Source organism: Marinomonas pollencensis, assembly GCF_003387375.1.
Taxonomy (GTDB): Bacteria; Pseudomonadota; Gammaproteobacteria; order Pseudomonadales; family Marinomonadaceae; genus Marinomonas; species Marinomonas pollencensis.
The window spans coordinates 117365-141638 of the sequence record NZ_QUNG01000008.1; the positions used below are offsets into that span (position 1 = coordinate 117365).

Sequence of the window (24274 nt, forward strand, 5' to 3'; positions counted from 1 at the left end):
AATAATTACTTATTTTGCTCTTCTTTCTTAATGAGGTAGTTCACCACATTAAAGATGTTTTCGTTGCCGCCAGCAGTGGAAGCATCGACCAAATATTTACCATTTACCACAATCGTTGGGGTGCCACGCACGCCGTAAGCACGAATCCTTGCATCCGCCTGGTTAAGGCGACTTTCTACTGCGAAGGAATTGAACTGTTTGTGGAACTCATCTTCGCTTACACCATAGTTAGCAAAAAAAGCAGCCAATGAATCTTCTGTGTTTAGGCGCTCACGTTTGACATGAATTGCAGTGTAAATGTCATCGTGAACCTTGTCTTCAATACCTAATAGGTCGGCAACGTAAAATGCTTTGGCATGGGCTAACCAGTTACGGCCAAATACCGCAGGCATGTAATTGAAATCTACCTTGTCGTTGTTAGCAATGGTTTTTTTCCATGCTTGCGTGTAAGGCTCTAGGTGGTAACAGTGAGGACAACCAAACCAAAACACTTCACGGACTTCGACCTTGCTTGGGTCGTCAGTTCGCACTGGGTTAGCAATAGTAGTGTAGCCGTTTCCATCGCTGTAATCTTGGGCGTAGGATGTTAGCGGAATAAGTAAGGTAAGAATTAGCGCTGAAAATAGCTTTTTCATTGATGGCTCCTGGTGATCAATGTTTATCGAGACTGGCGGTTATATTGCCAGATTTTCGCTTTAATTCGATGCATTGCCTTGCATAAAGTTCTTTCATTTGACCAAGTTTACGTAAAACTTACAAGGTCGCACTAAGTGCTTGACGCATTAATTTATTTTTTGAACATTGTGGGCTAATGAAGCCCCTGTAAATAATTGGCAACAGCATCAATCTCGGCGTTGCTGAGTGGTTTCGCAATCTGTTGCATGATGTTGGCCATGTCGTTGTTTCTTGTCCCGTTTTTAAACGCCTGTAGCTGCGCTTTGGTGTAGCCCTCAAACTGCCCACCTAAGGCCGGAAAACGTGCCGAATTAATGCCTTTTCCGGCTGGACCATGGCAGGCTGCACAAGCTGTCACGCCGGTCTCTGGGTTACCAAATCGGTATAGGGTCGCCCCTTGCTCAAGATAATCTGGTGCGGTGTGCTCTAGGGTGATTTGCTGGCCCGCAAAGTAACTGGCGATGTCTGATAAGTCTTGTGCGGAGTAATTGTCCAATAGTCCTGCCATTTGCGGAACGTGGCGTTGCCCAGATTGAATATCCGTGAGTTGTTTGAGTAAATAGCTTGGTTGTTGTCCAGCCAGTTTGGGAAAAACAGCAATATGGCCATTGCCATCTTCCCCATGGCAAGCAATGCAGCGTGTAGTAAGCGCTTTACCTTGGCCGCTCGCATCATACGTTTGGGCGAGGCAAACGCTGCTAACAATGAGTAATAAACTGAGACATAAGCGCTGCATGGTTAACCTTTGTCGATAGAGAGAAAATAGAAGAATGTCAGGGGATCTTGTTAGAAATCGTTCTATTCGCCGACTAAATGGATTTTTACGCAGATTTAGTGGCGAAAACATGGCAAAAAGAGCGATTCGCAGGCATTATATACAACCGATGAATAAACGTGAACGCTAATCCCGATTCCACAGACGAATACCAACTTATGACTCCTTTTGACTCTATATTCCGCTCCGCCCACTTTATCAAAAGTGCCGAAAAGCTTTCACAATGCCCACTTGATCAAGGTCTTGAGGTTGCTTTTGCTGGTCGCTCTAATGCTGGTAAATCTACCGCATTAAATACTTTGACCAACCAAAAGAAACTGGCTCGAACTTCGAAGACGCCAGGCCGAACTCAATTGATCAACTGCTTTGGTCTAAGCATAAGCGATAGACGTCTGATCGATTTACCAGGTTACGGTTTTGCAAAAGTGCCGATCGCCATGAAAAAAGTATGGCAAGCACACATGCAAGATTACCTAATGAACCGTCGCTCGTTAGCGGGGGTGGTATTGGTGATGGACATTCGCCATCCATTAAAAGAGTTTGATGAGATGATGTTGGATTGGGCTAAGTCGAATGGCATGAAAGTCCACGTTTTGCTAACAAAATCTGACAAACTGAAGCGTGGTCCAGCCAAAGCTTCTATGTTGAGTGTGCAAAAAGCGATAAAAGAGCAGGGTGTAGATGGCACAGTGCAAACTTTCTCTGCCCTAAACAATGACGGTCTTGATGAATTGCGTAATCGTTTAGCCTCTTGGTTGGTGTTTGATAAGTTAGACGAGATTCCTGTTTCTCCGCACGCTTAATTATGCGCGAGCGAAACGAATACACCATAAAAAAAGGTCTCAATTTTTGAGGCCTTTTTTGTCTCTATGGTTTGTCTTTAGGCTTGGTAAGCCGCCAAGAAAGTATCAAAATCAACACTGTCTTGTTGTTCAATTTGCTGTTGTTCGGCAAGCGATTTTTCTGCCAAATTCGCAAAATGATCAAGCGCCTTCCCACTCACTGGAGTGGCTAACCAAGCGGCTTGCTGCTCTTTCGCCAATGACAGCATAGCAGGCTGGAATCCTTGTGCTTGTTGGCAGCGAGCCAGCAGTTGTGATGAAGGCAGCAATGCGTCTTGTGCGATTTTCGTTTCTTGCTCAACAACGGCGTCTAGGTAAGCTTGATTGCCTGTTTGCGCGACAAGGAATTGCGCCACTTCTTTTAGTTGCGCAAGCAGTTTATTGGCTTGATCACGTAACCGAACTGGGCCCTTACCGAAATCAAATTCGGCGTCCAGTTCACGGCCACGGGAAGCAATTTCTTGTTGTGTAACGCGCAATTGATGGCATTCATCAATGTCTAACAAGGTGTCATCACACAAGGTGCAATAAAGCAAAAAGACATCAATAAAATACAGCGTCGATGGGGTCATACCGATTGATGAATCCGGGTCAATGTCCATGATGCGCACTTCAATGTATTCGACACCACGATCTTGTAACGCGCTGCTTGGGTGTTCGCCGGGCTTGGTGACGCGTTTAGGGCGAATATCACTGTAATATTCGTTTTCAATTTGTAGCAAGTTGCTGTTTAGCTGGCGGTATTGACCGTCTACCTTAACGCCAATTTCTTGGTAACTAGGGTAAGGGGTCTTAAGTGCCGTTTTAATCGTCTGAATATAAGTGTGCACTTCGTTATAGCAAACGAACAGATCCGCTTGGGCTTTGTTTTGGTAGCCCATGTCGCTCATACGTAACGATGTCGCTTTAGTGCCGACCCAAGTATGCTTTTCCAAATCGGATAAACTGTCTGGCTTATTTCCTAGGAAGCTTGCATCTATGGCTGGTGAGGCGCCAAATAATAAGGATAACATCCACGAATTACGACGGAAGTTACGAATCAGCGTAAAATAACTGTCCGATTGGAAGTCTTGTTGCTGTGCCGCTGTGAGTGCTGTTTTCCCTTTATACTTAGTTAAGAACTGCCAAAAAGACGCGTCAAAGGAAAAATTATAATGCATGCCTGCGATGCATTGCATGATGCGGCCATAACGATTGGATAAGCCTTCACGATAAACTCGTTTTAACTTGCCGGTATTCGACTCACCAAAATACGCAATCGGCACATCTTCATTGCTTTCTAAGTAACAGGGCATGCTGGCAGGCCACAAACACTCATCCTGTTTGGCCAGCTCATGGTTAACCACATGATGAATATCCGTTAGCTCTTGAATAACGCCTTCAACACTCGGGTGTACCTGAGTGATGAACTCCATAAGAGATTCGGAATAATCGGTAGTAATGGAGGGGTGCGTTAATGCTGCGCCCAATGCTTTAGGGTGTGGTTTGTGGGAAATGCGACCTTGCGATCGGTCGACACGAAGTGCTTCTCGCTCTACTCCGCGATGAAACGTTAGTGCAGCTGAAGAGTCACTTTGTTGGCAATGGCTCGCGAGCGCATTTAAAGCATCAGTTAAGGTAGTCAAGAAGTTATCCTTCAATAAAAATATGACAAGTATAATTAGCGCTGATTGTACTCGGCCGAGCTTATTGGCAGCAAGCTGACATTTTCCATCTGACGAAAGATTGCAAAATCGATCCTTAGTCCATTGTAGTTATTAATTCATACGATCGGTAAAATAATGCTTCATTCATTGTATAAGATCGACAAATGTTGAGTGCAGCATGAACACAGTTAGATTAAAGCAGATAGGCTTTTGGTCGGCGTTAGCGCTTATTATTATTGTTGCTCTAACTTGGGGAGTGGATAAAATCATTCCTCAACAGCGATTATCTGATATCGGCCAATGCGATAAAACAGAACATGAGTGCGTTGTTTCTTTACCTGGTGAAGAAATGCCAGCGACCTTGTCTTTTGACGAAGGGGTGCATGTTAATACACCGATACCCGTGTCTTTGTCATTACCGCAAGACTTAGCTGATAAAACGAATACTATTCGATTGACCCTAAGTTGCAAAGAAGTCTACATGGGGGTGAGTTCAATTCGTTTAACGCAAAAACCTGAGCCGAATGTATGGCAAGGAACAATCCGTTTACCAGAATCCGAAACGGAGGATGTGACTTGGCAGGTCAAAGCGACCTTGATCGAGAATAACGGAGATGAAAAGAACATCTGGTTTGAGTTTGATGTGTCTTCTACTAAGGCACTAAGAACGGCGGCGAACAACTAATCGCCGTGGCCGCTGCTGAGTCAGGGTTAATAGACCAACTCGAGCCGTAATAAAAAAAGGCGACTTTCGTAAAGAGAGTCGCCTTTTTAGTCTTTGTCACTAAGCGCTTGAGGTTATAAGCGCATTTCGATGCCAGCGTCACTCATGCGTTCTTTCGCTTGTTGGATGCTGTATTCGCCAAAATGGAAAATACTCGCCGCCAACACCGCATCGGCTTTGCCTTCGGTGACACCATCAACCAGATGGTCGAGGTTGCCGACACCGCCAGAGGCAATCACAGGAACGTGAACCGCTTCGCTGATCGCACGGGTGACACCCAAATCAAAACCATTTTTTGTGCCATCACGATCCATACTCGTTAACAGGATTTCTCCTGCCCCGTATTCGACCATTTTTTTCGCCCATTCAACCGCATCAAGTCCTGTCGGCTTACGGCCACCGTGGGTGAAAATTTCCCATTTATCGGCTTCGCCTTCTGCGCTGACTTTTTTCGCGTCAATGGCCACGACGATACATTGTGAGCCAAAGCGTTGAGCGGCCTCGCGGACAAACTCAGGGTTAAAGACGGCGGCCGTGTTGATACCAACTTTGTCCGCGCCTGCGTTTAGCATGCGGCGAATGTCTTCACAGGTGCGAATACCACCACCGACAGTCAACGGAATAAAAACCTGACTGGCAATGGCTTCTACCATATGTACCGTAGTTGCACGGTCGTCAGAGCTGGCGGTAATGTCTAAGAAGGTAATCTCATCCGCCCCTTGCTCGTTGTAACGTTTTGCCACCTCTACTGGGTCGCCGGCATCACGAATATCAACGAATTGAACGCCTTTGACGACGCGGCCATTGTCCACATCAAGACAAGGAATAATACGTTTTGCTAATCCCATAACAGGCTCCTAATCTTTGTTGGCCGAAGAGGGTTTGCCATCCCAGTGAATAAAGTTTTTGTACAGTTGAAGGCCGTCTTTATGGCTTTTTTCTGGGTGGAATTGCACCGCGAAAACATTGTCGCGGGACAAAGCAACGCAAAACTCCAAGCCATAATCACAGGTGCCAGCCACTTCGTTTTTGTTTTCTGGCACAACGTAGAAGCTGTGTACGAAATAAAAACGTGCGTTGTCTGGAATGCCTTCCCATAACGGGTGATTAATGCTCTGTTTGACTTGGTTCCAGCCCATGTGCGGCACTTTCAGTTTGCTGCCGTCATGATCTGTGTGTTTTTCACCAAAGAAAAGGGCGTTGCCTTTGAAATGATCCAAACAATCTACGCCGCCGTTTTCTTCGCTGTGGGACATCAAAGATTGAATGCCTACACAAATCGCCAAAAAGGGTTTTTCAGCCATGGCTTTGCGAATACTAGGTACTAAACCTGTGTTGTGCATCTCGCCGATACAATCACGAATAGCGCCGACGCCAGGTAATAACACGCGATCGGCCGCATCGATAACCGCCGGATCACTGGTAACCACCACTTGGGTGTTTTCATCGGCAACAAACTCTAATGCTTTGGCCACCGAGTGCAGGTTGCCCATGCCGTAATCGATGACGGCAACAACCGATTTTTTAATCTCGTTCATGCGAAAGTCCTACAAACAGCCTTTAGTCGATGGCATTTGACCTGCCATACGCTCGTCTACTTCTAGTGCCATGCGAAGCGCACGACCGAATGCTTTGAAAATGGTTTCCGCTTGGTGGTGGGTGTTCTTACCACGCAAGTTATCAAGGTGCAGAGTGACTTTCGCGTGGTTGATGAAGCCGTGGAAAAACTCAGAGAACAAATCCACATCAAAGCCACCCACAGATGCACGGGTGAAAGGTACGTGCATTTCTAATCCTGGACGACCAGAAAAGTCGATCACCACGCGAGACAGTGCTTCGTCTAATGGAACATAGGCGTGGCCGTAGCGCTTGATGCCTTTTTTATCGCCAACAGCAATTTCAAACGCTTGGCCTAAGGTGATACCTAGATCTTCTACCGTATGGTGTGCGTCAATGTGAAGGTCACCAACCGCGTGGATATCTAAGTCGATTAAGCCATGACGAGCAACTTGTTCGAGCATATGGTCTAGAAAAGGTACGCCGGTGAAGCAATTGAATTTACCAGTACCATCTAGGTTAATTGATACCTTGATCTGAGTTTCCAGCGTATTACGCTCGACACTAGCAATGCGGTCGGACATTGATTGGGTTCTCCACGTTGAATCGTGACGCGTTGGCATCACGGATTAGACAGTCTGTTTAGATTGCCGTTATAGATTGTCATTGAAAATTATCGTTGCCGCCATTATAGAACGAGGGGTCTCAGGCTTCTATCCTTTACGTGTCGTTTTTAATGACTTGTTGCTATTGGATCGATAAACCTAGGGTTGCAGTGCTATTATGTTAGTCATTCAGCAAACTAAGTCTAAGGAATCACGTCTATGTTATGGCTAAAAAGGCTCAGTGTGGTAATCGGTGCTTTGTTGGTGTTGCTTATTGCAGTGCTGGCTTATGTGATGTTTTTTGTTAATTCGGATTCATTTAAAACAGAGCTACAGAAAGTCGCTTTAGAAAAAGCAGGCATCCATCTGCGCATTGATGGTGATATTCAATGGACTTTCTTCCCTTGGCTGGGCCTAGAATTAGACGATATTGGTGTGGCGATGGGCAAAGACCCTGAAATATTGCAATTTGATCGCGCCGAATTTGGTTTGGCGATCTTGCCTTTGCTGAAACACACCATTCAAGTCGACCGAGTGCGTTTAGTAAACCTACAAGCCAGCTTGAAAGTCGACTCATCAGGTCGAGGTAACTGGCAGCGTAGTCCAGACGCCGAAGCGACCAGCTCGACAGCGAGCGGTTCATCAAACAGCAATAATACCGCGTCGGCGAGTAATAGTTCATCAACCGCTAATAGTTATCAGGCAACCTCTTCAGGAGCTGATATCAAGGCCATTCCTGATTTACAACTAGACAGCTTAAAAATTGATAACGCGAAAGTGACCTATATCGATGAGCAAACACAGCAGAAAATTGAGGCAAACTTCAATGTGAACTTAAGCAATGTCCAATGGGATAAAGCTTGGCCAATGATGTTGGATGCGGTGATTAAGCAAAGTGATCTAGCAGGCAATAATACATTAACGGTTGCCAGTAAGTTGAACGCCGATTTGACTGTGTTCCCGAGCCGAGAAGCCTTCTCGTTAGAAAATGCTTCCCTAGTCACTGAGCTAAGCGGTGACTCCTTGCCAGTCAGTCCGTTGAAAGCGGAACTCGCGCTTAAGCAGATGGATATGGATGTGCCCCAAGAAAACCTCTTTATGGAGGGAATCGCGGTAAATGCGTTAGGCGTGAATGCCACCGGTAAAGCTCAGCTCTATCAAGTACTGAGTAATCCGCAATACAGTGCGTCCTTATCTGTCAGCGAATTTAACCCACGGAACTTGTTGCAACAACTGAACATCCCGTTGCCAGCCATGGCAGATAGTACGGCCCTCACCAAAGCCAGCGCCAAGGTGAAAATAGAAGGAGGCCGCAACGAGTTGGTTATTCAGCCCCTGTCTTTGGTTATGGATGACACCAATTTGCAGGCGAATATTGTTACCGAGCTCTCTCCACTTCGTTGGGATGTGAATATTCAAGGCGACAGTTTAGATCTAGATCGCTACCTGCCACCGGAAGCCACAGACGAAGGCAGCGCAGCGAGCGAGAAACAAGCCAGTACCGAGACGGCATCAAGCAACACACAGAAGGCGGCATCTAGTACTGATGAAGAGCTTGTACCATTAGAATTAGTGCGTTCCTTGTATGGTCATATTGGTTTTGTTTTCGATAATTTAACGGTCAAAAAACTTCAACTGGACAGTGTTAAATTAGATGCGACCCTGGCCAATGGCTTGGTCAATGTGTCCCCAGCAGCGGTCGATTTGTATCAGGGTAATGCGACACTTAAGGCCACCTACGATGCCCGTACGAGTAACCCGAAACTGACCATGTCGACGCAAGTAAAAGGGATCGAAATCCAGCCTCTGTTAAAAGACTTTATGGAGCTGGACAAACTCTCTGGCACCACCTCGTTAACCGGTGAGTTGAGTGCCCAAGGCAATCAAATAGACGTGCTAAAAGCGAATTTAAATGGCGACTTCCTAGCGCAAATTAATGATGGTGCTTTGGTGGGAATGAACTTGACCAAAACAGTGTGTCAGGGGATCGCAGCAGTACGCAAAGAAACCGTGAATAGCAGTGATTTTAGCGATAATACGCCGTTTGAAACCATGGATTTTCCGATTCATATTGTCAATGGCAAGGTGTCTACACCGGGTTTGACTATGACCTCTGTGGGTCTATCGGTTACCGGCGATGGGATTGTCTCGCTACCAAATAACTCTCTGGATTATCGAGTCAAAGTCGCCGTGGCTGGCAGTGAACTGGACCATGCTTGTCGCGTCAATGAGAAGGTAGCTAAGTTGGCGTTTCCGGTGATTTGTAAAGGTCAATTTAGTGACGACCCTGCAAGCCTATGTCGTCCCGATATTAAAGGCTTTGGGGATGTGTTTGCCGATCTGGCGAAAGCGGAATTGCAAGACAAGCTAGATGCCGAAAAAGAACGATTTGAAGAGAAAAAAGACGCGGAAATCGAACGCGCAAAAGAGAAGTTACAAGACAAATTACAAGATAAGTTGAAGAGCTTATTTTAACCATGAGCAGGTCTTTTAGGCTGATAGCGCAAGACAATAGTGTGAGAAATGAATGCAAGCAGTAGAAAACTTCGCACCACGGGTATTAGCCTGGTTCGATGAGTTTGGGCGTAAAAACCTGCCATGGCAACAAGAGAAAACACCTTACCGGGTTTGGATCTCAGAAATTATGTTACAGCAGACGCAAGTAACGACTGTGATCCCCTATTACCATAAATTTATGGCCTCGTTTCCAACGGTGGAGGCGTTAGCGGCAGCAGAGCAGGACGAGGTACTCGCCCATTGGAGTGGGTTAGGTTATTACGCTCGCGCCCGCAATATGCATAAAGCCGCAAAAATGCTGGTGGATGAGCTAGACAGTGAATTTCCACAGAGTGTCGAAGGGGTGTGTGAGCTACCAGGTATTGGTCGTTCTACGGCATCGGCTATTCTATCGATTTCTCGTGGTGTGCAAGCCGCCATTTTGGATGGCAACGTAAAGCGAGTATTGGCGCGCTTTCATGCGGTACCCACTTGGCCTGGAGAGAAAAAAACCGAAAATGCGATGTGGGCCTTGGCCGAACATTATATGCCCAGCGAACGCTGTGGTGATTATACCCAAGCGATGATGGATTTAGGTGCCACGCTTTGCACGCGCTCTAAACCTCAGTGTCTTATTTGTCCGCTTGAGAAAGACTGTTTGGGGCGTCGTACTGAAGACCCAACACAATTTCCAATCCGCAAACCGAAGAAAGCCGCAAAACCTGAAAAAAGCCTGCAATTGTTGGTGCTAGTAAATGACGATAACCAAATTCTCATGGAAAAACGTCCGCAAGTAGGTATTTGGGGAGGCCTGTGGAGTTTGCCTGAGCTAGCCTGCGACGAGAGTATTGCGTTGCATGTTGAGCAGCGTTTCCAAACGAGCATCTATAATATGGCGCCGTTAAACGGTTTTCGTCATACCTTTAGCCACTACCATTTAGACATTAAGCCAAGCCGAGTTGATATTGGGCCTATTGGTGCTGTGTTTGAATCTGGTAAATATCAATTTTTTTCAGTAGAACAAGTCTATAGCTTGGGCTTGCCAGCACCGGTTCGCAGCATATTAGAGAGTATGAATGAAGGCTAGCACTTCTGAGTTGTATTCCTTTTAGGGGAAACTCTCATATCAGGGAATCCGTTAATTGGAATCAAAAACAATGGATGACAGATCGCAAATCAAGCGCATTAGCGAAATTTTCGTCTCTTTTCTGATGCTAGGATTCACCAGTTTTGGTGGTCCGGCGGCACATTTAGGCTACTTTAATCAGGAGTTTGTGCTGCGTAAAAAATGGGCCACAGAGTCTCAATACGCCCAGTGGGTGGCATTAAGTCAGATTGTTCCAGGGCCGGGGTCGAGTCAGGTGGGCTTTGCAATCGGCTATCACCATGCTGGCTTCCTTGGTGGATTAGCCGCCTTTTTGGCTTTTACCTTGCCTTCTTTTGTGGTCATGGTGTTGTTGGCTAAATTTGGTCAGGCATGGCAAGGCAGTGTGTTATTTGATGCTGTTGTGCATGCTTTGAAACTACTGGCTGTGGTGGTTGTGGCGGATGCGTGTCTTACTATGTGGCGCTCATTTTGTCAGCGTAAAAGCATGATGCTGGTGGCGCTATTAAGTGCTTTGTTTATTATTTTTGTACCCTTTGGTCTGGCTAGTATTGTGGTCTTGTTGTTGGCCGCTGGAGTGGGCATCTTGAGTCCATTAGCCACAGCAGAACACACTGAAGCCTTACCCAAGATACGTTTTGCCTATTGGCTCTTGGTAATCGCGCTGGGGATATTTGGCGCGAGCTTTTTTGTTGAGGGCGGTTTGTTGGGGCTGTTCGCGAGCTTTTATCAAGCGGGTGCCTTAGTTTTTGGTGGCGGTCACGTGGTGCTACCGATGCTGTCGGCGTTTGTCTCCGATACAGTATCAGACTCAAATCTATTATTAGGCTATGCCGCTGCGCAAGCGGTGCCAGGCCCTATGTTTACCATGGCGAGTTTTCTTGGTGCGGCGGCGGCTCCAAATGGTGAAAGTGGCTGGTTGTGGGCTGCGGTGGCTACCTTGGCGGTTTTTTCCTCTGGTTTGTTGTTGATGCTAAGTGGACAAAATGTGTGGCAAACCTTGTCGACGAATGTTCGCTTTCGCTCTGGGGTAGGCAGTGTAAACGCCGCGGTAGTGGGGATCTTGATGGCTGCTTTGTACCATCCAATTGCTTCTTCTAGCATTGGGAGTAGCTGGGATCTGGCTTGTGCGCTGGTGGGGTTTTTGTGGCTTAAGTTTAAGCGCCCTTCGATTTTCTTGTTGATTATCGCGTTTATTTTAGTCGGTGTGCTGCGTAGCTATCTGTAAGTTTGTATTAGAGTCTTGGTTCGAGATGATGCTGGCAGTGACAAACCTTGATTTTTAATGTTTTAACACCATTATAAAAAACATCCTTTTTAAATCGCGAGTTATCCTTATGTCGAACACTGTTTTTTGCAAAAAGTACCAAAAAGACATGGAAGCGTTAGATCGCGCACCCTTGCCTGGTGCCAAAGGCCAAGAGATCCTACAAACCGTGTCTAAACAGGCGTGGCAAGAATGGCAACTGTTGCAAACCATGATGATTAACGAAAAACAGCTTAATCTAATGCTGCCTGAATCGCGCAAATATGTGATGGAGCAAATGGATAAGTTTTTTAATAATGAACCGACAGACAAGGTGACAGGCTACGTTAGCCCAGACGATATCGTCGAGCTCTAAAACCTTGCGCTTATGACGGATACTAAAAAAGCCGATTCAGATTTTCTGAATCGGCTTTTTAATTGCTGGAAGAAAGATAGCGAAGGCTTATTGAGTTAGGAAACTAGCAAATAACACGCCTTTGACGGGTTCCTGATTGGTTTCTTTCTTCATCGCGGCATTGACTGCCACCGCGGCTTCTTCCCGAGTTTTTTCTCGTGCTTGAGCGCCAGACACTTGCTCATCGGTGCGGGAGCTTAAAAACATCACCAAAGCATCACGTATTAGTGGCATATTGTCTTGAATAATGGCTTCATGGGAAAGATCGGTTTGCAGGGTAATACTGGTCTTAATGTACTTTAATCGGTTACTGGTTGTGGTGTAATTAACAATGAAATCTGGGTTAAGCTCCACGTAAGCGGGTTGCGCTGTGTTGTCCTCATCGGCCGCCAGAGCAAAAGTGCTGAGCAAAGAGCTAACAAGTAAGCTCAGTAGGAAAAAATGTTTTAAAGGCATTGTTAGTGACATTATCTAGTCTCATACTCGTTTTAATCACCAGTATATTAACTGGCATTAATGCATTGCGACAGTAGGCAGGCGAACTTTTCCATATTGTTACTGTCCATGCTTTTTTCAACTCTACCTACAGGAATGTCTGGGATTTATATGTTTTCTATTTTTTCAGCGCGTCGTTTTCATGGTGTTATAGGGGTTGCGGCTTTTGCTTTGTTAGGTGCCGCGTTTTATATGGAATATCAAATGGACTTGGAGCCATGTCCGCTGTGTATGCTCCAGCGCATTGCCTTCTTATGTATCGGCATTTTTTCTTTGGTGTCGGCGACCGTATCGAGTGAACGAGCACGTAAATGGATTGCCAGCACTGTCGTTCTGTTCTCTATATTTGGGGCAGGGTTAGCGATTCGACATTTGTACCTGCAGAACTTGCCGATCGATGAGCTGCCAGCCTGCTTGCCCGGTTTGAGTTACATGGTCGATGCTTTTCCTTGGCAAGACATCGCAAAAGCAATGATTATGGGCACCGGAGATTGTGGCGAAGTGGTGTGGACTTTCTTAGGATTGAGTATCCCAGGTTGGACTCTTGTGGCCTTTGTTGGCATGGCAATAGTGAACCTATTTATCGTCTTTCGTCGAATTAACAAGCCAGCATAACAGGGCTGCGAAACGTTACAATTCCTTCAAATGAGTTGCTTGCAGGAGGGAATCGTTCAGAATATGCTTGAGACAACGTTTTATTAGCACACTTTAAGTAGCGTGTGGCATTACTGGCCATTAGCGAGAGGTGTTATCTACGCTCGTTATCGCACAAATGGAGTCATTATTATGTTAGAACGATGCAAAACAGCACAAGAACGATGGGGTGGGGTTCATGAGATTATCGATCGCTGGTTATGCCAGCGTCGGCAATTAATCGAAGCGGGTATGCAACTGCGTGAGCGTGGTGACTATACCCCAACGGATACCCCTAAAATTCAAGCTTTCTGTGAGCAGCTTGTGGATTATGTCTCAGTAGGGCATTTTGCGATATACGAGCAGTTGGCGCTAGAAGCGCAAGACTTTAGCGATAATCAGGCCTTAAAGTTGTTAGAAGACCTGCTGCCTGAGATTGATAGTACGACACAATTCGCCCTCGAATTTAATGACAAATATGATACGAAAGAGCACTGTAATGGACAGTTAGAAGCGCTTTCATTTTCGTTGCAAGCGCTGAGCGTTATTATGGCAGAGCGTTTTGAATACGAAGATAGATTGATCAAGGAGCTCCATGAAGCGCATAGCGAACAAAGCACTTAAGCTGAGCCTAGTGACTGGCACGGCGGTTATTTTGCTGTCGTGTTCTGCTAAATCCCCAGAAAGAACCGCAGAATATGCGGTTCAAGGCCTGTACTCTGCCGCCTTAAGTGATGATGGAAGTGCCGCGCTTGTTGGCTCTATTCAGCACGGTGGCAGTTATTGGAACACTGCGTTAAATGATCGCCGTTTCAATTGGAATCACACTCAAGGGGAGTACACCTCATTAATTAGTGTCGACATTGATCCGACAAACGCGTTCGCCGCGACCGGATCTGCTCGTACGCTTGTTTTATGGAATACCAGCAGCGGTCAATCGGCTGGCTTCTGGAATACCCCAGGCGATATCCTTTCACTTAAGCTGACCAACAATGGCGATTTTGCGTTATTAGGTTTAGACGATCAGACGGCGCGTTATTTTGATGTGAAAAATGGTGGCATCAAGCAAACCTTCCGCGCTGGCGCGATTGTGCGTTCCGTGGACGTGTCATCAGACGGTCAGTTAGGGCTAACCGGAGACGACAAGCACCAGGTGATTTTATGGGATACCCAGACCGGAGAGAAAAAATTCAGCTGGCTACTCAGTAATCGTATTGCGACCGTGGCCTTGTCGGCAGATGGTAAGTACGCATTTGGCGCCGCTCAGTTAGGCAATGCGAAAGTCTGGTCTACCCTGACTGGCAGAGAAGTTGCCACGATTGACACAGGTAAACTGAATAAACGACAAAATACCATTAGCCAAGCGGTCTTTTCCGCAGACGATAGGCAGCTCCTAGTAGGGGGCATTAATCGTCGTGTTTCGTTGCGCGATATTAGCAGTGGCGAAGTGGTGCATGAGTGGGATTTGTACCTGAAGAAAACACTCCGCCCAACCGGCGCCAGTGTCCTGGCACTCTCTTATGGTAAAGACGGCCGTTACTACGCCATTGGCAGCAATGGCTACCTTAATGTATTGGAATGATGAATGTATTTGAATAAAGAATCCATGCTCCCTTTTCCTGCAAAATGGGCAGCCATGGCGGCCTTACAGGGTATGATTTCAGTGGCTGCTGGCGCATTTGGAGCCCACGCATTAACCAAAATACTCGATCAAAATGCTCTAAGCTGGTGGCACACAGGCAGCCAATATCTAATGTATCATGCATTGGCAGGGCTATTAGCCGCTGCCCTGTCGAGTTACATAACATCCTCAAAAAAAATCATTGTACTGTTCAGTGTCGGTAATATCTTCTTTGCAGGTAGCTTGTATATTATGGCGCTGACAGGGGTGCGATGGTTAGGTGCCATAACACCGATCGGGGGTGTCTGTTATTTGTTTGCATGGTTGTTTTTAGTTAAGTCGCTTTGGCAATGGCAGAGCAAAGAGTAAAACCTTAACCTTAAGTAAAGTGCAAAGCAGGACATCAAGAGTAAATTCCGGTAGGATAGCCGCCAAAATTCACGGTCGATCAAAAAATGTTCGATAGTCTGTTTCCGCTAAAGTGATACGAATCAAAATCATGCAAGATCCAAAGACTGACAATCAAGAGTTAGAAAGCCAAGTGCAAGATAGCCAAGCACAAGAAGGCCAAGCGCCAATCAAGAAACGTACGATTCGCAGTTTTGTTGTTCGTGGCGGTCGTATGACCGAAGGACAGCAAAAAAACTACGATGCTAACTGGGCATTTTACGGCCTGGAATTAGCTCATGGCCGAATCGACTACCCAGCCGTATTTGGCCGCGAGTCAGAGGTCGTGATAGAAGTCGGTTTTGGCATGGGGGCTTCTTTAGTTGAAATGGCAAAAAATGCCCCAGAGAAAGACTTCATCGGTATCGAAGTTCACCCACCAGGGGTAGCTAAATTAATGATGCTGGCGCAAGAAGAAGGGCTTAAAAACATTCGTGTCTACTGTGACGATGCGATTGAAGTCATGGCTTCATGCTTACCTGAGCAAGCCGCCAGTGCCTTTCAGTTGTTCTTCCCTGACCCTTGGCACAAGAAAAAGCACAACAAACGTCGTATTGTGCAGCCATTATTTGCTCAGCAAGTGGCAAACGTGCTGAAAGAGGGGGGCTATTTTCATATGGCTACCGATTGGGAACCTTATGCCGAACACATGTTGGAAGTAATGGAAGCTCAAGAAAACTACACTAATGCAGCAGGCAAAGGGAGCTATCATCCCCGTCCAGCATGGCGTCCATTAACCAAATTTGAACAGCGTGGCGAACGCCTTGGTCACGGTGTTTGGGATTTAATTTATAACAAACAATAACGACGAAATAATCGCTAAAGGATGAGAGAATGACAGATCAGCAAAACGCTAAGCCACGTCAGAATGATGATGAAATAGACCTAGTAGAGCTTATTCTAGAGTTATGGAAAGGGAAGATGCTGATACTTGGTTTTGTCGTCGTTTGTTTCTGTCTTGGTTTTGCTTACGTAAAAGTAGTAGCAAAAACCCAATACAGTGTTTCGACACATTACGGAGTTAATCTTTTTTCTGGTGAGATATTTAGTCTATGTAGAGAAGATCAGCGCTGCTTGGATGGCCGTGTTGCCGACCAGTTCAGTAATGAGCTAGGTGGTCATTGGTCTGTTGATGCTAAATCATCAACATTAACCCAATATATTGGTGCTCCTGAAAGTGCTAAGGTTTATTCGGCTGATTTGGAACAAGCAAACGATAGACTGACACAGTCTTTCTTAAATGCTGCGAAAGAAGAATTAACCATTGTTGCGAGCCTTTCTTCGGATTTGCGCAATACAGAAACAGTGGCTGAAAGTGTTTTGCATGCTAAACGCATGATCTATCAAATCGAAAACAGTAAGCAGCAGGCGTTAACATTAACCACGCCGAGCGTGCAGAAGAAATCGCCCAAGGTGGCGCTTATTTTGGTTATCAGTGTGCTGCTAGGAGGCATGCTAGGTGTGTTTGCAGTACTGATGAAAAAGTTTGTTGCCGAGTTAAAAAGCAGACGTTAATAGACATAGTGAAAATGACAGATAATAAAAAAGCGGCTAATTAGCCGCTTTTTTATGTTTCATAAGAAGTTGAGATTATTTGATCTCAACGCTCTCACGGCTGTTGCCAGCATCAAAGTATTCTTGGAAGACTTTAGGCGTGCGACCACGACCAGTCCACTCATGTACTTCGCCGTTTACTTCTAGACGGTATTTAGGCTCAACAGTTTTACCCTTGTTCGCACTGTTTTTTGGTGTGCTTAGTAGGGCAACTTCTTCCATTGTTAAACCGCTTTTTGCGATAAGAAGTGCAATCTCTTCTGCACGAGCCGCTTTTTCAGCTTCTTCGGCTAGGCGAGCGTTTTCTTCTTCTCTTACTTTATCTAGTGCGTTAGTGAAGCCAGCGATCAGGTTTTCTAGTTGAGCAACAGTTAGTTCTTTCGCCGCAGCGCGTGCTTTTGCTTTGTTGCTAGCTAGTTCAAGTAATAAACTCATAAGTATCCTCTAATGTATCTGTTAGGAACGGGTTGTTGTACGTACTACACCGAAAAAGAGATTCATCCTTACACTCAATAAGTGTCGAAACGGTATGACTTGTTTGAGCGACTAGAGAGAATAAAAGCAAATTCTCTATATAAACCTTTGTGTTACAAATAGGTACGAAAAAATTCTTGTTATTTCTCTAGTAATAAAAGCGGTTTGGCTTTCTTCGCATATTAGGATGAAAATAAATGTTGTATTGTTATCTTAATCATAAGAAAGATAAGTGTTCATCCATGTGACTGATATTATCAATACAGTTTGACTAATATTCATACTAATTCAAGTTTTACCTGTGAATTCTAATGAAAAATTACAAAAGATGCGAACATGATAATCTTTAATAACCTCTGTAAAGTGTAAAAAATAGGGTAAATAATGAAATGTCTTACGCACAGTTTAAGTCAAGAGTTTTCTATAGCGGAAAAGTACGCTAAGAACATATTAGCTTTGTTTGAAGAGGGGGCCACTGTTCCTTTTATTGCCCGCTATCGAAAAGAAAGTACCGGAGGAATGTTAGATGTGGATTTAAGGCGCTTTCATGCGCGCTGGCAATATCTCGTCGAGTTAGAAAAGCGACGATCTTCTATTTTAACCACACTCGAAGAACATCCTCATTGTCCTGCGAAGGTATTGCTAAAGATAAAGCAGGCCACAACAAAAACAGAGTTAGAAGATCTGTTTGCACCGTTTAAGACAACGCGCAAGACCAAGGCGATGGAAGCTGCTGAGCAAGGGCTAACGCCATTGGCTGCCGCGCTATGGTCTGGTGAGTTGCTAGAACAACCAAAGGACATCAGTGCATGGTTAGCGTTACATAACTTAACACTAGACGCTAATGAAGCTTTAGAAGGCGCATTAGAAATAATGACAGAAGCCCTCTCTCAAGATGCTGGTCTTTTACAGCAAGCTCGTGAACGTTTGTTATCAAATGGGGAAGTCCGAAGTAAATTAGTTCGAGGTAAGAAAGAGATAGGTGAGAAATACCGAGACTATTTCGAATACCATGAAGCGGCAAATAAAATACCTTCGCATCGCTTGTTGGCGCTATTTCGAGGCAAAAAGGAAAGTATATTAAGGCTAAATATAGATTTTCAAGGTTCAGTAAATGAGCTATTCAGACTAAACCTGTCCCATTTGGTGAACCTGTTCGAGTCGAAAAAAAGTGAAAAAAGCACCGGGTTTTGTAAATTAACTGTAAGGCAGCAAGGGTATTTAGTACGAGCTTGGGACAAAAGAATACATTCTAAACTCGAAAGTGATATTTTCTCCATTTTAAAAGAGCAGGCAGAAGAAGGGGCTATTAATGTCTTCGCGAACAATTTAAACGATTTATTAATGTCCGCGCCTGCAGGTGCTCACCGGGTAATTGGAGTGGACCCAGGTTTTCGCAATGGGGTTAAACTCGCCGTTGTTAATGAGCAAGGTGAGTTGATTGATCATGGGGTGATTTACCCATTTACTTCAGAAACCCAAAAAGACAAAGCCATCGCTCGCTTAGAAAGTCTCATCAAAAAACATAATGTTGCCTGGTTAGCCATTGGCAATGGCACGGCATCACGAGAAACCGAACAATTAGCCAACCAGCTGATCAAACAAGCAGGTCTTAGCTGTCGAAGCGTTGTCGTCAGCGAAGCAGGAGCGTCTGTGTATTCGGCATCGGATGTGGCAATCAATGAATTTCCAGATTTAGATGTGACCATTCGCGGCGCTATTTCCATTGCTCGCCGTTTTCAAGACCCATTGGCAGAGTTAGTGAAAATAGATCCCCAAGCCATTGGGGTAGGCCAATATCAACATGATGTAAAAGCCTCGCAATTGGCGAATAGTTTGGCGAACGTAGTGGAAGATTGTGTCAATAAGGTCGGTGTAGATGTGAATTTAGCATCGGCCTCTTTGTTGTCTTATGTGGCTGGGTTAACTAAGCGCATGGCGCAAAATATCGTCGATTATCGCCGTCAAAAGGGGCGCATTGAAAGTCGTGAAGAACTGCTAAAAGTAAAAGGCATTGGGGCGAAAGCGTTCGAGCAGTGTGCAGGCTTCTTGAGAGTATTAGGGGGACGAGAAATATTGGATCGCTCTGGGGTGCACCCAGAATCTTATTCATTAGTACGATCCATGGCCAAAATGATGAATGTACAGGTGCAAAGTTTGCTCAACGACACCTCCGCGATGAGTCAACTGCAGGGTAAATTTGCGGATTTTTCAGGGGTCGACCGCTATACCTATGAAGACACGCTAAAAGAGCTGGCTAAACCGGGTCGTGACCCACGCCCAGAATTTCGCTATGCAGAATTTGACCAAAGTGTTCAATCACTTTCTGATTTAGTAGAAGGAATGACACTCGAAGGCGTAGTAACGAACGTCGCGGCGTTTGGTGCTTTTGTTGACATCGGCGTACATCAAGACGGCTTGGTACACATCTCTCAACTGGCTGACCGCTTTGTCAAAGACCCAAGGGACCTAGTTCGTGTCGGGCAAGTGGTGAAAGTGCAGGTACTCGAAGTGGATGAGAAACGCAAAAGAATTAGCCTGAAAGCCACCAACCTCTAATCGGGTAATTTGTATCATCACGCTCCGTCGGATTATGCCTCGTTCCTCGTCTCATCCGACCTAGGGTGGAAATGACGATATTTGGTGCATCAAATTCGACGAGGGTGACGATGAGTGGTCACACCAAATCCATCGTGAATACCGCGGTTTTCGTAGGGCATCATAAGCGAAGCGTAATGTGCCGCTGGCCGCGCAGCGGACATAGTTTAATCCGACGATGTTTGGCAACACCAGATCCATCGAGAATACCGCGGTTTTCGTAGGGCATCATAAGCGAAGCGTAATGTGCCGCTGGCCGCGCAGCGGACACAGTTTAATCCGACGATGTTTGGCTACACCAAATCCGTCGAGAATACCGCGGTCTGAACTTGTAGGTTTGCCTTTAGGCGAATAACTGGAGAATTTATGTATCAATCATCGGTGAAAGTCCAAACAACCGGTAACGCTCCATTGCAAAAACATCACTCTACTCACACGTGTCTCGCATGATTGGCTTTATTAGCACAGTGGCATTCGGGCTAAAGCCGCGACCTACAAGACCCAGTGCATAACCCCCTCCAGCTCCCCCTTGAAGAAAAGGGGGAGAGCAAAGAGCAAGACCTGCTCCGTGGAATTCGTCTCGTTCCGTCGGATTACGCCTCGTACCTCGTCTCATCCGACCTACGGTAGAAATAACGGTATTTGGTTATATCATATTCATCGAGAATACCGCGGTTTTCGTAGGGCATCATAAGCGAAGCGTAATGTGCCGCTGGCCGCGCAGCGGACACAATTCAATACAACGGCGATTGTTGCACCAAATCCATCGAGCATACCGTCAATCTTGTGGGTCTGAACTTGTAGGTTTGCCTTTAGGCGAATAACTGGAGAATGGACGATTCCAAATATAGGTTAAAGTCGAAATGACAGATGATGCTCGTTTGTAAAAAAAACATCACTTTAATCATGTGTCTCGTATCTTTAGTTTTATTAGCACAGTGGTCTTTGGCCGCTCTTTTTTCAAGGTAAGCAAACCATCAAGACCCAGTGCATAACCCCCTCCAGCTCCCCCTTGAAGAAAAGGGGGAGAGCAAAAAGCAAGACATACTCCGTTGGAAATCATCCCGTTCCGTCGGATTACGCCTCGTTCCTCGTCTCATCCGACCTAGGGTGGAAATGACGATGTTTGGTACATCAAATTCGACGAGCGTGACGATATTTGGTCACACCAAATCCATCGAGAATACCGCGGTTTTCGTAGGGCATCATAAGCGAAGCGTAATGTGCCGCTGGCCGCGCAGCGGACACAGTTTAATCCGACGATGTTTGGCAACACCAGATCCATCGAGAATACCGCGGGCTCTTGTAGGTTTGCCTTTAGGCGAATAACTGGAGATTTTATGTATCAATCATCGGTGAAAGTCCAAACAACCGGTAACGCTCCATTGCAAAAACATCACTCTACTCACACGTGTCTCGCATGATTGGCTTTATTAGCACAGTGGCATTCGGGCTAAAGCCGCGACCTACAAGACCCAGACATAATCCGTCGGGTATCATCACACTCCGTCGGATTACGCCTCGTTCCTCGTCTCATCCGACCTACGGTAGAAATGATGGTATCTGGCGCACCAAATTCATCCAACCCGCCTACGAGGGTATTTTGTATCACCACGCTCCGTCGGATTACGCCTCGTACCTCGTCTCATCCGACCTACGGTAGAAATGACGATATTTGGTTACATCAAATTCATTCGTGAATACCGTGGGCTTCGTAGGGCATCATAAGCGAAGCGTAATGTGCCGATGGCCGCGTAGCGGACACAGTTTAATCCGACGATGTTTGGCCACCAAATCCATCGAGAATACCGCTGGTCTTGTGGGGCTGCACTTGTAGGTTTGCCTTTAGGCGAATAACTGGAGATTTTATGTATCAATCATCGGTGAAAGTCCAAACAACCGGTAACGCTCCATTGCAAAAACATCACTCTACTCACACGTGTCTCGCATGATTGGCTTTATTAGCACAGTGGCATTCGGGCTAAAGCCGCGACCTACAAGACCTAGACATAATCCGTCGGGTATCACCACCATCCGTCGGATTACGCCTCGTTCCTCGTCTCATCCGACCTACGGTGGAAATGACGATGTTTGGTGCATCAAATCCGTTGTGGAATACCGCGGTTTGGTCACACCAAATCCATCGTGAATACCGCGGTTTTCGTAGGGCATCATAAGCGAAGCGTAATGTGCCGCTGGCCGCGCAGCAGACACAGTTTAATCCGACGATATTTGGTTACACCAAATCCAACGAGGATGGTGATATTTGGTTACACCAAATCCATCGAGAATACCGCGGTTTTCGTAGGGCATCATAAGCGAAGCGTAATGTGCCGCTGGCCGCGCAGCGGACACAGATCAATACGACGATGTTTGGTTATGTCAAATTGATGGTGATGAAGTGTTTATTGCGTGGTAGAGGCATTCGACTCATGTTGTGGCTGACGAATGCCTCGGTAGATGAGGTTAATTAAAACGCGGCGGCGATTTCGTTTTTCGCTTTTGTAAACGCTTCTTCACCTGGTTCACCCATTGATTGGCCACCGGCAATGAATGTTTCTTTGACGGTTAAACCAAGGAAGCCTAGGAAGGTTTTTAGGTACGGGGTCTGATGATCCATCGCTGTGCCAGATAGGAAGCTACCGCTGGCGGTAAACACATAAGCGTCTTTTTTAACTAATCCAACTGGGCCATTTTCTGTGTATTTAAAGGTACGGCCAGCGCGAGAAATATAATCGAAGTAAGCTTTAAGCGTAGAAGGAATGCCGAAGTTATAAACTGGAGCGGAAACCGCCACAACATCTGCATTTTCAAGCTCTTCGATCAGTTCATCGCCAATCGTAACAATGTCTTTTTGTGCAGGAGTACGCTCTGCTTCAGGGGTAAACAGTGCCGCCAATGTTTCGCTGGTAAAGTGAGGCAGTGGGTTAGCATTTACATCACGGACAATGACCTGTCCTTCTGGGTTTGCTGCCTGCCATTTTTCAACAAACTCATTTGCTAGTTGGCGAGACTTAGAGTTATCACCAGCAGCACTAGAATCAATACGTAACAAAGTAGCCATTTTTACTCTCCAAAATCATGTTTATGTTGAATGATTAAGCGATTAATCTTAATGAAAACATCTTAAAGACAGTTTATTTGATAAAAAAGCGTATTTTTTAGCAGATATATATCGAAAAAAGCGATATGTTTAAGCCTTTCGTAATCGATAGGGATCAGCAGTGAAAGCACCTAGAGTAACCTTAGAGCAATGGCGGGTTTTACAGGCCGTAGTCGATAAAGGAGGCTTTGCTCAAGCGGCAGAAGCGCTTCACAAAAGCCAATCATCAGTCAGCTATACCGTTGCAAGGTTACAGGAGCAGTTAGGCTATCCGCTGTTAATTATTGAAGGACGAAAAGCCAAGTTGACGGAACGCGGCGAAGTGTTATTAAGGCGCTCAAGACACCTAATAAAAGAAGCCGTAGACCTTGAAGAACTGGCCAATACCTTGGGTCAAGGCTGGGAACCGGAGCTCGAAGTGGTGGTGGATCAAGCCTTCCCTACGCCAGCCTTGTTAAGGGCGTTAAAAAGCTTTGAACCGCAAAGCCAAGGGACACAAGTGCAGCTAAAAGAAGTGGTGCTTAGTGGGGGTTCTGAAGCACTTAAGCAAGGGCATCCAGATTTAGTACTGAGCAGCATAGTGCCAAAAGGCTATTTGGCAGACCCTATTGTGGAGGTCGACATGGTCGCTGTTGCCGCTGCGGATCACCCTCTGCACCTAGAGACAGTACCGATTAATAACGAGCGCCTAGGCCAAGAGTTACAATTGGTAATTCGTGATTCGGCAGAAGAAACCTCCATGGATTCTGGCTGGCTAGGGGCCAATCGCCGCTGGACTGTGTCTAGTGTGCAATCGTCGTTAGAGATTGTTGCTAGTGGTATTGGCTTTGCTTGGCTGCCAAAAGCCGACTTGTTGGACGCCCTAGCAAGCGGAAAACTAAAAACGCTTAATCTGGTATCGGGTGGGGAACGAACCTTTTATATGTATGCCATCTTTGGCAAAGGTGAGCGTACCGGACCTGCGGCAAGACTACTGGTCGAACTATTGCAAAAGGAATGCAACCTTTGCCCAAGCAAATCTCTGATTAGTATGCCTCGGCAGTGAGTAACGCGTCAGGCCAAGCAAATCTCAGATTAGTATGCCTCGGCAGTGAGTAACGCGTCAGGCCAAGCAAATCTCAGATTAGTATGCCTCGGCAGTGAGCAACGCGTCAGGCCAAGCAAATCTCAGGTTAGTATGCCTCGGCAGTGAGCAACGCGTCAGGCCAAGCAAATTTCAGATTAGTATACCTCGGCAGTGAGCAACGCGTCAGGCCAAGCAAA

At 46.0% G+C, this 24274-nt stretch carries 23 protein-coding genes; 14 read left to right on the forward strand and 9 right to left on the reverse strand.

Features of this window, described 5'->3' with window-relative positions; all coding sequences use genetic code 11:
* Nucleotides 1-5: 5 nt before the first annotated feature.
* Both DFP81_RS12590 and DFP81_RS12595 read right to left on the reverse strand, forming a co-directional pair.
* Entirely contained in the window at nucleotides 6-635 is a 630-nt protein-coding gene (locus tag DFP81_RS12590) for a thiol:disulfide interchange protein DsbA/DsbL (protein WP_115898235.1), read from the reverse strand.
* A 173-nt stretch (nucleotides 636-808) separates the two neighbouring features.
* Nucleotides 809-1411, reverse strand: coding sequence for a c-type cytochrome (locus tag DFP81_RS12595; RefSeq protein WP_115898237.1), 603 nt, complete (start codon nucleotides 1409-1411; stop codon nucleotides 809-811).
* A gap of 197 nt (nucleotides 1412-1608) precedes the next feature.
* Between DFP81_RS12595 and yihA the strand changes: the two genes are divergently transcribed.
* Nucleotides 1609-2253 carry a ribosome biogenesis GTP-binding protein YihA/YsxC gene (gene yihA, locus DFP81_RS12600; protein WP_115898238.1) on the forward strand — a complete coding sequence of 215 codons (645 nt, stop codon included), beginning with the start codon at nucleotides 1609-1611 and terminating at the stop codon, nucleotides 2251-2253.
* 77 nt (nucleotides 2254-2330) lie between these two features.
* Here yihA and gshA read toward each other — a convergent pair whose 3' ends face one another.
* Nucleotides 2331-3917: a glutamate--cysteine ligase gene (gene gshA, locus DFP81_RS12605; protein ID WP_115898240.1), complete on the reverse strand. Its 1587-nt coding sequence runs from the start codon at nucleotides 3915-3917 to the stop codon at nucleotides 2331-2333.
* A gap of 199 nt (nucleotides 3918-4116) precedes the next feature.
* On the opposite strand from gshA, the gene DFP81_RS12610 reads away from it, so the two are divergent.
* Nucleotides 4117-4623: a hypothetical protein gene (locus DFP81_RS12610; protein WP_115898242.1), complete on the forward strand. Its 507-nt coding sequence runs from the start codon at nucleotides 4117-4119 to the stop codon at nucleotides 4621-4623.
* A gap of 113 nt (nucleotides 4624-4736) precedes the next feature.
* Here the strand turns inward: DFP81_RS12610 and hisF are convergent, their stop codons facing one another.
* From hisF to hisB, 3 genes are read right to left on the reverse strand one after another with little or no spacing between them, the layout of a single operon-like run.
* Nucleotides 4737-5510, reverse strand: a complete 774-nt coding sequence (gene hisF / locus DFP81_RS12615; protein ID WP_115898244.1) for an imidazole glycerol phosphate synthase subunit HisF — start codon at nucleotides 5508-5510, stop codon at nucleotides 4737-4739.
* A gap of 9 nt (nucleotides 5511-5519) precedes the next feature.
* A complete protein-coding gene (gene hisH, locus DFP81_RS12620) occupies nucleotides 5520-6200 on the reverse strand; it encodes an imidazole glycerol phosphate synthase subunit HisH (RefSeq protein WP_115898245.1) in 681 nt (226 codons plus the stop codon).
* A 9-nt stretch (nucleotides 6201-6209) separates the two neighbouring features.
* Nucleotides 6210-6803 carry an imidazoleglycerol-phosphate dehydratase HisB gene (hisB, locus tag DFP81_RS12625; RefSeq protein WP_115898247.1) on the reverse strand — a complete coding sequence of 198 codons (594 nt, stop codon included), beginning with the start codon at nucleotides 6801-6803 and terminating at the stop codon, nucleotides 6210-6212.
* Between the two features lie 240 nt (nucleotides 6804-7043).
* On the opposite strand from hisB, the gene DFP81_RS12630 reads away from it, so the two are divergent.
* The 4 genes from DFP81_RS12630 (at nucleotide 7044) to DFP81_RS12645 (ending at nucleotide 12047) form a co-directional block, all read left to right on the forward strand.
* Complete coding sequence (locus tag DFP81_RS12630) at nucleotides 7044-9299, forward strand: AsmA family protein (protein WP_115898249.1); 2256 nt, start codon at nucleotides 7044-7046, stop codon at nucleotides 9297-9299.
* Nucleotides 9300-9351: 52 nt separating this feature from the next.
* Complete coding sequence (mutY, locus tag DFP81_RS12635; protein WP_115898251.1) at nucleotides 9352-10407, forward strand: A/G-specific adenine glycosylase; 1056 nt, start codon at nucleotides 9352-9354, stop codon at nucleotides 10405-10407.
* A 70-nt stretch (nucleotides 10408-10477) separates the two neighbouring features.
* Entirely contained in the window at nucleotides 10478-11653 is a 1176-nt protein-coding gene (gene chrA, locus DFP81_RS12640) for a chromate efflux transporter (protein ID WP_115898252.1), read from the forward strand.
* Nucleotides 11654-11762: 109 nt separating this feature from the next.
* The gene (locus DFP81_RS12645) at nucleotides 11763-12047 is read left to right on the forward strand and encodes an oxidative damage protection protein (protein WP_115898254.1); all 285 of its coding nucleotides are present in this window, start codon (nucleotides 11763-11765) and stop codon (nucleotides 12045-12047) included.
* An 87-nt stretch (nucleotides 12048-12134) separates the two neighbouring features.
* On the opposite strand, the gene DFP81_RS12650 is transcribed toward DFP81_RS12645, so the two are convergent.
* The gene (locus DFP81_RS12650; RefSeq protein WP_115898255.1) at nucleotides 12135-12554 is read right to left on the reverse strand and encodes a flagellar basal body-associated FliL family protein; all 420 of its coding nucleotides are present in this window, start codon (nucleotides 12552-12554) and stop codon (nucleotides 12135-12137) included.
* Nucleotides 12555-12692: 138 nt separating this feature from the next.
* On the opposite strand from DFP81_RS12650, the gene DFP81_RS12655 reads away from it, so the two are divergent.
* The 6 genes from DFP81_RS12655 (at nucleotide 12693) to DFP81_RS12680 (ending at nucleotide 16797) form a co-directional block, all read left to right on the forward strand.
* Nucleotides 12693-13196 (forward strand): disulfide bond formation protein B, encoded by a 504-nt coding sequence (locus tag DFP81_RS12655; protein ID WP_115898256.1) that lies wholly within the window; start codon nucleotides 12693-12695, stop codon nucleotides 13194-13196.
* A 171-nt stretch (nucleotides 13197-13367) separates the two neighbouring features.
* Complete coding sequence (gene rsd, locus DFP81_RS12660) at nucleotides 13368-13838, forward strand: sigma D regulator (protein WP_115898257.1); 471 nt, start codon at nucleotides 13368-13370, stop codon at nucleotides 13836-13838.
* A complete protein-coding gene (locus tag DFP81_RS12665) occupies nucleotides 13810-14796 on the forward strand; it encodes a WD40 repeat domain-containing protein (RefSeq protein ID WP_115898258.1) in 987 nt (328 codons plus the stop codon). Before rsd ends, DFP81_RS12665 begins: the two co-directional genes overlap by 29 nt.
* A 3-nt stretch (nucleotides 14797-14799) precedes the next feature.
* Nucleotides 14800-15204 (forward strand): DUF423 domain-containing protein, encoded by a 405-nt coding sequence (locus DFP81_RS12670; protein WP_245959157.1) that lies wholly within the window; start codon nucleotides 14800-14802, stop codon nucleotides 15202-15204.
* Nucleotides 15205-15334: 130 nt separating this feature from the next.
* Nucleotides 15335-16087, forward strand: coding sequence for a tRNA (guanosine(46)-N7)-methyltransferase TrmB (gene trmB / locus DFP81_RS12675; RefSeq protein ID WP_115898259.1), 753 nt, complete (start codon nucleotides 15335-15337; stop codon nucleotides 16085-16087).
* A 29-nt stretch (nucleotides 16088-16116) separates the two neighbouring features.
* Nucleotides 16117-16797: a Wzz/FepE/Etk N-terminal domain-containing protein gene (locus tag DFP81_RS12680; protein WP_115898260.1), complete on the forward strand. Its 681-nt coding sequence runs from the start codon at nucleotides 16117-16119 to the stop codon at nucleotides 16795-16797.
* 75 nt (nucleotides 16798-16872) lie between these two features.
* On the opposite strand, the gene DFP81_RS12685 is transcribed toward DFP81_RS12680, so the two are convergent.
* Nucleotides 16873-17271 carry an H-NS histone family protein gene (locus DFP81_RS12685; protein WP_115898261.1) on the reverse strand — a complete coding sequence of 133 codons (399 nt, stop codon included), beginning with the start codon at nucleotides 17269-17271 and terminating at the stop codon, nucleotides 16873-16875.
* 423 nt (nucleotides 17272-17694) lie between these two features.
* On the opposite strand from DFP81_RS12685, the gene DFP81_RS12690 reads away from it, so the two are divergent.
* Nucleotides 17695-19869: a Tex family protein gene (locus DFP81_RS12690; RefSeq protein WP_115898262.1), complete on the forward strand. Its 2175-nt coding sequence runs from the start codon at nucleotides 17695-17697 to the stop codon at nucleotides 19867-19869.
* A gap of 2509 nt (nucleotides 19870-22378) precedes the next feature.
* Here the strand turns inward: DFP81_RS12690 and DFP81_RS12695 are convergent.
* Nucleotides 22379-22972 carry an FMN-dependent NADH-azoreductase gene (locus tag DFP81_RS12695; protein ID WP_115898263.1) on the reverse strand — a complete coding sequence of 198 codons (594 nt, stop codon included), beginning with the start codon at nucleotides 22970-22972 and terminating at the stop codon, nucleotides 22379-22381.
* A 160-nt stretch (nucleotides 22973-23132) separates the two neighbouring features.
* Between DFP81_RS12695 and DFP81_RS12700 the strand changes: the two genes are divergently transcribed.
* A complete protein-coding gene (locus DFP81_RS12700; RefSeq protein ID WP_115898264.1) occupies nucleotides 23133-24056 on the forward strand; it encodes a LysR family transcriptional regulator in 924 nt (307 codons plus the stop codon).
* Nucleotides 24057-24274 lie beyond the last annotated feature (218 nt).

Excerpts from the sequence above, each read along its gene's own strand:
- DFP81_RS12590 (WP_115898235.1), bottom strand. The coding sequence starts at position 635 with ATGAAAAAGCTATTTTCAGCGCTAATTCTTACCTTACTTATTCCGCTA.
- DFP81_RS12665 (WP_115898258.1), top strand. The coding sequence starts at position 13,810 with ATGAAGCGCATAGCGAACAAAGCACTTAAGCTGAGCCTAGTGACTGGC.
- DFP81_RS12650 (WP_115898255.1), bottom strand. The coding sequence starts at position 12,554 with ATGTCACTAACAATGCCTTTAAAACATTTTTTCCTACTGAGCTTACTT.
- DFP81_RS12595 (WP_115898237.1), bottom strand. The coding sequence starts at position 1,411 with ATGCAGCGCTTATGTCTCAGTTTATTACTCATTGTTAGCAGCGTTTGC.
- hisF (WP_115898244.1), bottom strand. The coding sequence starts at position 5,510 with ATGGGATTAGCAAAACGTATTATTCCTTGTCTTGATGTGGACAATGGC.
- DFP81_RS12610 (WP_115898242.1), top strand. The coding sequence starts at position 4,117 with ATGAACACAGTTAGATTAAAGCAGATAGGCTTTTGGTCGGCGTTAGCG.
- DFP81_RS12655 (WP_115898256.1), top strand. The coding sequence starts at position 12,693 with ATGTTTTCTATTTTTTCAGCGCGTCGTTTTCATGGTGTTATAGGGGTT.
- mutY (WP_115898251.1), top strand. The coding sequence starts at position 9,352 with ATGCAAGCAGTAGAAAACTTCGCACCACGGGTATTAGCCTGGTTCGAT.
- yihA (WP_115898238.1), top strand. The coding sequence starts at position 1,609 with ATGACTCCTTTTGACTCTATATTCCGCTCCGCCCACTTTATCAAAAGT.
- DFP81_RS12685 (WP_115898261.1), bottom strand. The coding sequence starts at position 17,271 with ATGAGTTTATTACTTGAACTAGCTAGCAACAAAGCAAAAGCACGCGCT.
- DFP81_RS12670 (WP_245959157.1), top strand. The coding sequence starts at position 14,800 with ATGTATTTGAATAAAGAATCCATGCTCCCTTTTCCTGCAAAATGGGCA.
- DFP81_RS12690 (WP_115898262.1), top strand. The coding sequence starts at position 17,695 with ATGAAATGTCTTACGCACAGTTTAAGTCAAGAGTTTTCTATAGCGGAA.
- DFP81_RS12645 (WP_115898254.1), top strand. The coding sequence starts at position 11,763 with ATGTCGAACACTGTTTTTTGCAAAAAGTACCAAAAAGACATGGAAGCG.
- DFP81_RS12630 (WP_115898249.1), top strand. The coding sequence starts at position 7,044 with ATGTTATGGCTAAAAAGGCTCAGTGTGGTAATCGGTGCTTTGTTGGTG.
- rsd (WP_115898257.1), top strand. The coding sequence starts at position 13,368 with ATGTTAGAACGATGCAAAACAGCACAAGAACGATGGGGTGGGGTTCAT.
- trmB (WP_115898259.1), top strand. The coding sequence starts at position 15,335 with ATGCAAGATCCAAAGACTGACAATCAAGAGTTAGAAAGCCAAGTGCAA.
- chrA (WP_115898252.1), top strand. The coding sequence starts at position 10,478 with ATGGATGACAGATCGCAAATCAAGCGCATTAGCGAAATTTTCGTCTCT.
- DFP81_RS12695 (WP_115898263.1), bottom strand. The coding sequence starts at position 22,972 with ATGGCTACTTTGTTACGTATTGATTCTAGTGCTGCTGGTGATAACTCT.
- hisH (WP_115898245.1), bottom strand. The coding sequence starts at position 6,200 with ATGAACGAGATTAAAAAATCGGTTGTTGCCGTCATCGATTACGGCATG.
- hisB (WP_115898247.1), bottom strand. The coding sequence starts at position 6,803 with ATGTCCGACCGCATTGCTAGTGTCGAGCGTAATACGCTGGAAACTCAG.
- DFP81_RS12680 (WP_115898260.1), top strand. The coding sequence starts at position 16,117 with ATGACAGATCAGCAAAACGCTAAGCCACGTCAGAATGATGATGAAATA.